This window comes from Tissierella sp. (assembly GCF_052089545.1).
Classification (GTDB): Bacteria; Bacillota; Clostridia; order Tissierellales; family Tissierellaceae; genus Tissierella_A.
The window spans coordinates 1-4,496 of the sequence record NZ_JBQDAA010000186.1 but is presented as its reverse complement, the minus strand read 5'-3'; the positions used below and the strand labels follow the sequence as shown (position 1 = coordinate 4,496).

The 4,496-nt window shown below is 26.6% G+C and carries 8 protein-coding genes; all 8 read right to left on the bottom strand.

The window, feature by feature from the left end; translation table 11 throughout:
* Positions 1-111 (bottom strand): nucleotidyltransferase domain-containing protein (locus tag ACTHW2_RS11080; RefSeq protein ID WP_442263982.1); only part of this gene is annotated, 111 nt, incomplete at its 3' end.
* 227 nt (positions 112-338) lie between these two features.
* The gene (locus ACTHW2_RS11075; protein WP_442263981.1) at positions 339-818 is read right to left on the bottom strand and encodes a hypothetical protein; all 480 of its coding nucleotides are present in this window, start codon (positions 816-818) and stop codon (positions 339-341) included.
* A gap of 53 nt (positions 819-871) precedes the next feature.
* On the bottom strand, positions 872-1,276 hold the full coding sequence (locus tag ACTHW2_RS11070) for a DUF4829 domain-containing protein (protein ID WP_442263980.1): 405 nt from the start codon (positions 1,274-1,276) through the stop codon (positions 872-874).
* 256 nt (positions 1,277-1,532) lie between these two features.
* Positions 1,533-2,387 (bottom strand): zf-HC2 domain-containing protein, encoded by an 855-nt coding sequence (locus tag ACTHW2_RS11065; protein ID WP_442263979.1) that lies wholly within the window; start codon positions 2,385-2,387, stop codon positions 1,533-1,535.
* A complete protein-coding gene (locus tag ACTHW2_RS11060) occupies positions 2,377-2,874 on the bottom strand; it encodes an RNA polymerase sigma factor (protein WP_442263978.1) in 498 nt (165 codons plus the stop codon). Before ACTHW2_RS11060 ends, ACTHW2_RS11065 begins: the two co-directional genes overlap by 11 nt.
* Before the next feature lie 197 nt (positions 2,875-3,071).
* Complete coding sequence (locus ACTHW2_RS11055) at positions 3,072-3,218, bottom strand: hypothetical protein (RefSeq protein WP_442263977.1); 147 nt, start codon at positions 3,216-3,218, stop codon at positions 3,072-3,074.
* 51 nt (positions 3,219-3,269) lie between these two features.
* Positions 3,270-3,695, bottom strand: a complete 426-nt coding sequence (locus ACTHW2_RS11050; RefSeq protein ID WP_442263976.1) for a hypothetical protein — start codon at positions 3,693-3,695, stop codon at positions 3,270-3,272.
* A gap of 221 nt (positions 3,696-3,916) precedes the next feature.
* Positions 3,917-4,363: a beta-barrel fold lipoprotein gene (locus tag ACTHW2_RS11045; RefSeq protein ID WP_442263975.1), complete on the bottom strand. Its 447-nt coding sequence runs from the start codon at positions 4,361-4,363 to the stop codon at positions 3,917-3,919.
* Positions 4,364-4,496: the final 133 nt, after the last annotated feature.

Below are 4,496 nucleotides of genomic sequence, written 5' to 3'. Positions count from 1 at the left end.
TATATCACTATTTTCTCTTATATTATTTTGGACATATGAACCAAAAATATAAGCAAATATAATTTCTTCATATTCTATTAAAATATTTCTACATTTTTTGGCTATACTCATGATTTCACTACCTTTCAAATAATATAATATATATTTATTATACCCTATTCTAGGAAAATTGCTATATCTTGCTTATAATGTTAATGTTTTCTTTTATTCTTTCTCTTATTTCTATTAATAAAATAGTTTGCTATAAGTGCAGCTATTAATGGAAATATAGCTTGACCAATAAATCTTTTAATATCAAACATTATTTTCATCTCCCATTTCTCACTATTTTCTTCACATTATAATAGGCTTATTTTCCTTATTTTTATAATTGTTTCTTCTATATAATCATCATTTTCTTCCATAACCTCAAACTCAACACATATCTCTCTAGTTTCTCCACCTACTTCATCATCCCAGTATATATAAGTATATTCTCCTTCCAATAATACATCTTCAAGATCCTCATCAAAGATACTAACCTTACCTTGGATATCTAGTATTATCTGAGCTTCATTATCCATATCAAACAAGCTAAGCTCCTCTTCTACTAGTTCTTCTAACTCATTCAAGGCATTATATATTCCAGTGCTTACATGAGAAGTCCACTCTTTCCACTCTTCTAAGCTTTCTATTCTATCTCCATCTATTTCTATATAGTCATTGTTTTCCTCGAAATATTCTTTTCCTTTTTCTTCTATATGGTCCTCAAAGTATGTAAGAATATCTCTTTTATTTTCAAATACTATTTTATCATTTAACGTTTTAACTAATATCATCTTAGCCCTCCTGTAAATCTATATAAATATTAATATCCCCAGTCACTAATTTCCTAATCACTTGTTTTACCATCTCTTATTAGTATAAATTGAAAATCATCGTAAGTTGAGTTTGGATTAAAGCTACCATCTCCACCTACAGAATCTACATCAAACTCGGAAAGTATTACAAGGACATTCTCAGCCTTAACTTCATTTATTGATCCTCTTCCATTTCCCATATATCCACTAGTTGCATGATTAGATTTCTCTTCATCATACAATAGTTTTTTCAGAGTACATCCTTTAAAATCAAAATTATCTTTCACAGTATCTATAGCTTCTTTTACTTCTTCTTGACTAAACTTAGTAGACTCTCCTAAATCAATTATAATATTGTCTACCTTCCTATCTTGCTTACAAGCTATTAAAGTAAATGTTAGGAAAATTATACTGAGTAATATGATATTCTTTTTCATAAAAGCACCTCTTATTTAGGATTTTAGGCTAGATTTAAGTATACTATTAGATCTTCAACTCATAAATATTATATCATTTATATTTGTAGATGTTAAGCGTATTTCCTTAGCTTGAATAGATTTAACTATGCTAGTTTGTCATAATCACCTTATATTAATAATTATGATAAACTAATAAAAGAAAAAGAAAACATTGTCTTTCAACAATGTTTTCTATCTCTTATATTTAAATAATTATAGCTGTTTTATCTTTCTATTATTTATCCTCTACTGAATGTATTGAAAATATTGATACATATTTTTCTTTATCAATTTCATAGTTTATTTCTATATTAAGAAATTCCATAAAAAATTCATCATCCTCATAAAAAAAATTTTCATCTTCAGTGAACTCATTAAAGTATCTTTTTATTTCATATAGATATATTCCTTCCCGATTTTCATGTTCCATAAATGAATCATCTATTTCCTTTGCTCCTTTCTCACTAGAATAACTTGAAACTGATATTTTAATCTTAGGTATATCATCAGGGATTATTTTAGTGAATACACCTTTTTCATCTTTTTTTTCAAAAGTAAAATTAAGTATACCTCTTCCATTTTCTATTACTAATGCTGGGATATCTCCTTCTATATTACCATTTACTATTTCTCTAATCTTTTTTATTTTATTTTCATTAAAATTATCAAACTCTTTTTTTGTATAAGTTCTCACAATTGGCGTTCTATTAGCTACGTCTTCCATATCTACTACCATTTTGATATTTGTTGTGGATATATTCCTTTTCGCTTCTGGAAGGGGTTTCAATTGGTGACTAATAAGTATATAAAAACTAATTAATATAATTAAAAAAACTGATAGTAATGATCCTACAATAGTAAAAACCTTTTTTCTCTGTTTTGAACGTACCTTTTTAAAGTAGTCAATATTTCTTTTTTCTTCTTCTTTTTCATCTTTACTTCCTAATAGTACATCTTCTTTCATTTGATCTAAATATTCCCTACATTCCTTACAATCTTTTAAATGTTCTTCTATTAATTTATTAGTTTCTTCACTTGTTAAATTATCAATATAAGTAGGAGCTAAATCTCTAAAAACATTATGATTCATAGTTATCATCCTCCTTTTTCAGTTCTTGCTTTGCACGATAAAACGTTACTCTTGCCCAATTTTCTGTTTCTCCTAAAATTGATCCAATTTCTTTAAAAGACAAATCTCCTAATAGTCTTAAATAGATTATTTCTCTTTTTCTTTCATCAAGTCGGTGAGCTTTCTTGAAGAAATTTACTTTGTCCTCATTTTTAAAATATTCTTCTTCTAAGTTATAAGATAAATCAGTTTTGTCACTTAATGAATCAACTAATTGCTTTCTTTTATTAAGTCGGTTCAGTTCTTTCATCCATACATTTTTTGCAATTGCACATAGCCATGTAGAAAATTTTGCTTTCCCAGTATCTTTATATTTATCTATAGACTTAATAGCTTGATAAAATGTTTCTTGAGTTAATTCTTCCGCTAAGTCTTTATTATTGGTTAAGGTTATTAAATATCTAAAAACAAAGTCACCATAATCCTGATACATGTCTTTTTTATACAAAAGCTACCTCCTCTCTTATAAATAAAAACTTTTATTTAATTCTTATTTATTAGAATTCCCTTGCTATGAATTTGACTTTTAAAAGTCCCATCACTTATATATGCTAAATTTGGCTGATTCGTTACAAACTTTTTCTATTTAGTAATAAACAATTTATTATTTTCCTCTTTATTAGGGTTTCTATCTAACTTCATCATCTAAATCTTTATAAATAATAGGTAAGTCTCAAAATTAAGATCTTGTGACTTACCCATTATTATATCGAAAGAAGTTATTTTACTATCTTCTCTGCTTTTGTTTTCTGAACTAATGTCTCTAAAGTTTTCCTTTAAATCTTTAGGCATACTTTATCATCTCCTCATATAAACGATATCATATTATAAATAATTTGTATATTATAAGAGGTTTAGAATATCCTTAAGTTCTTCTGTTGCTTCCTGTGTAGAAGAATAAGCAATATTTTCGTGTCCAATATATAGAAACTTACTCTCTTGATCTTTATCACCTAAAATTAGATGTAGCCCATGAGTACCACCGTCTTCATATTTAATCAATATATCATAGTCAGGCCCTTCTTTGTCTATGTATTTACTCCCATCACTCGTATTTCTTATTATATTTTCAAAATCTGATATAAGCTCTTTCTTAGATACAGAAGCAATATAGTCTTCATTTAGACCTCCATATCCATTAAATTCTGATATTGAAATTTCTTTTATACTATCCAATAAGGTCATTTCTTGCATGTACTTTTCCCTGGAGCAGGAAACTACAAATATAGTAGAACAAATAAGTAATACGAATATTAATATTTTTTTCAAATCATCACATCCTTTTAAAGTCACAATTCATAGTTTTTAAATTACGCTTTCAATGTTTGCTTATATTGTATTTACCCTTATATAAAGATAAAGAACAGCCTGTAAGGAACTATTCTTTATCTTTATATATTAACTTATTAATTAGCTTATATTTAGATGATTATATCTATTTTTTAGTTTGTCAGTTCTTCTATTATGATAACTCACTTTTAATCTATTAATTACTTTGATTTGATTAAATCAATTAATTTAGCATTCAAGTCTTCTGAAAAACTATATACTATGTGGGTGTCTTCAGCCTCCATTAGAGATCCTTTCCCATCTTCCACTTCCATCAGCCATAGATAAAGTTCTTTTGTACTATCGTCTTCATAAACAATTTCTAAATTATAATTTGGCTCTATCATGTCAACAATACCTGCTTGTTTAATCGAATCACTTATTATAGTTTTTACTGTTTCAAATATCTCTGTATTATCTGTGTCACTAGCAGATACAATTAAGTCCGAATTTTCATTTTTAAATTCATTAGATTGAAAAATATTAATTTCTTTTATTTCATCCTTTAAATTTATTTTATTACTATCTTTACTGTCTTGTAGTTGACAGCCTAACATTATAATTGAAATAAATACTAGAATAAAACTAAGTATCGTAAATTTTTTCATTTTAAAAGCCTCCTATTCTTCATTTGAATTATAATATGATTATTAAATATCTAAAATATCCTTAAGTCCTTTGGTTGCTTCCCCTATGTGGTAGGATAGTTGTCGTAAACTAATAATAGTGTATAATTAAAAT

Coding starts and splice junctions, on each gene's coding strand:
- ACTHW2_RS11075 (WP_442263981.1), bottom strand. CDS start 818: ATGATATTAGTTAAAACGTTAAATGATAAAATAGTATTTGAAAATAAA.
- ACTHW2_RS11070 (WP_442263980.1), bottom strand. CDS start 1,276: ATGAAAAAGAATATCATATTACTCAGTATAATTTTCCTAACATTTACT.
- ACTHW2_RS11065 (WP_442263979.1), bottom strand. CDS start 2,387: ATGAATCATAATGTTTTTAGAGATTTAGCTCCTACTTATATTGATAAT.
- ACTHW2_RS11055 (WP_442263977.1), bottom strand. CDS start 3,218: ATGCCTAAAGATTTAAAGGAAAACTTTAGAGACATTAGTTCAGAAAAC.
- ACTHW2_RS11045 (WP_442263975.1), bottom strand. CDS start 4,363: ATGAAAAAATTTACGATACTTAGTTTTATTCTAGTATTTATTTCAATT.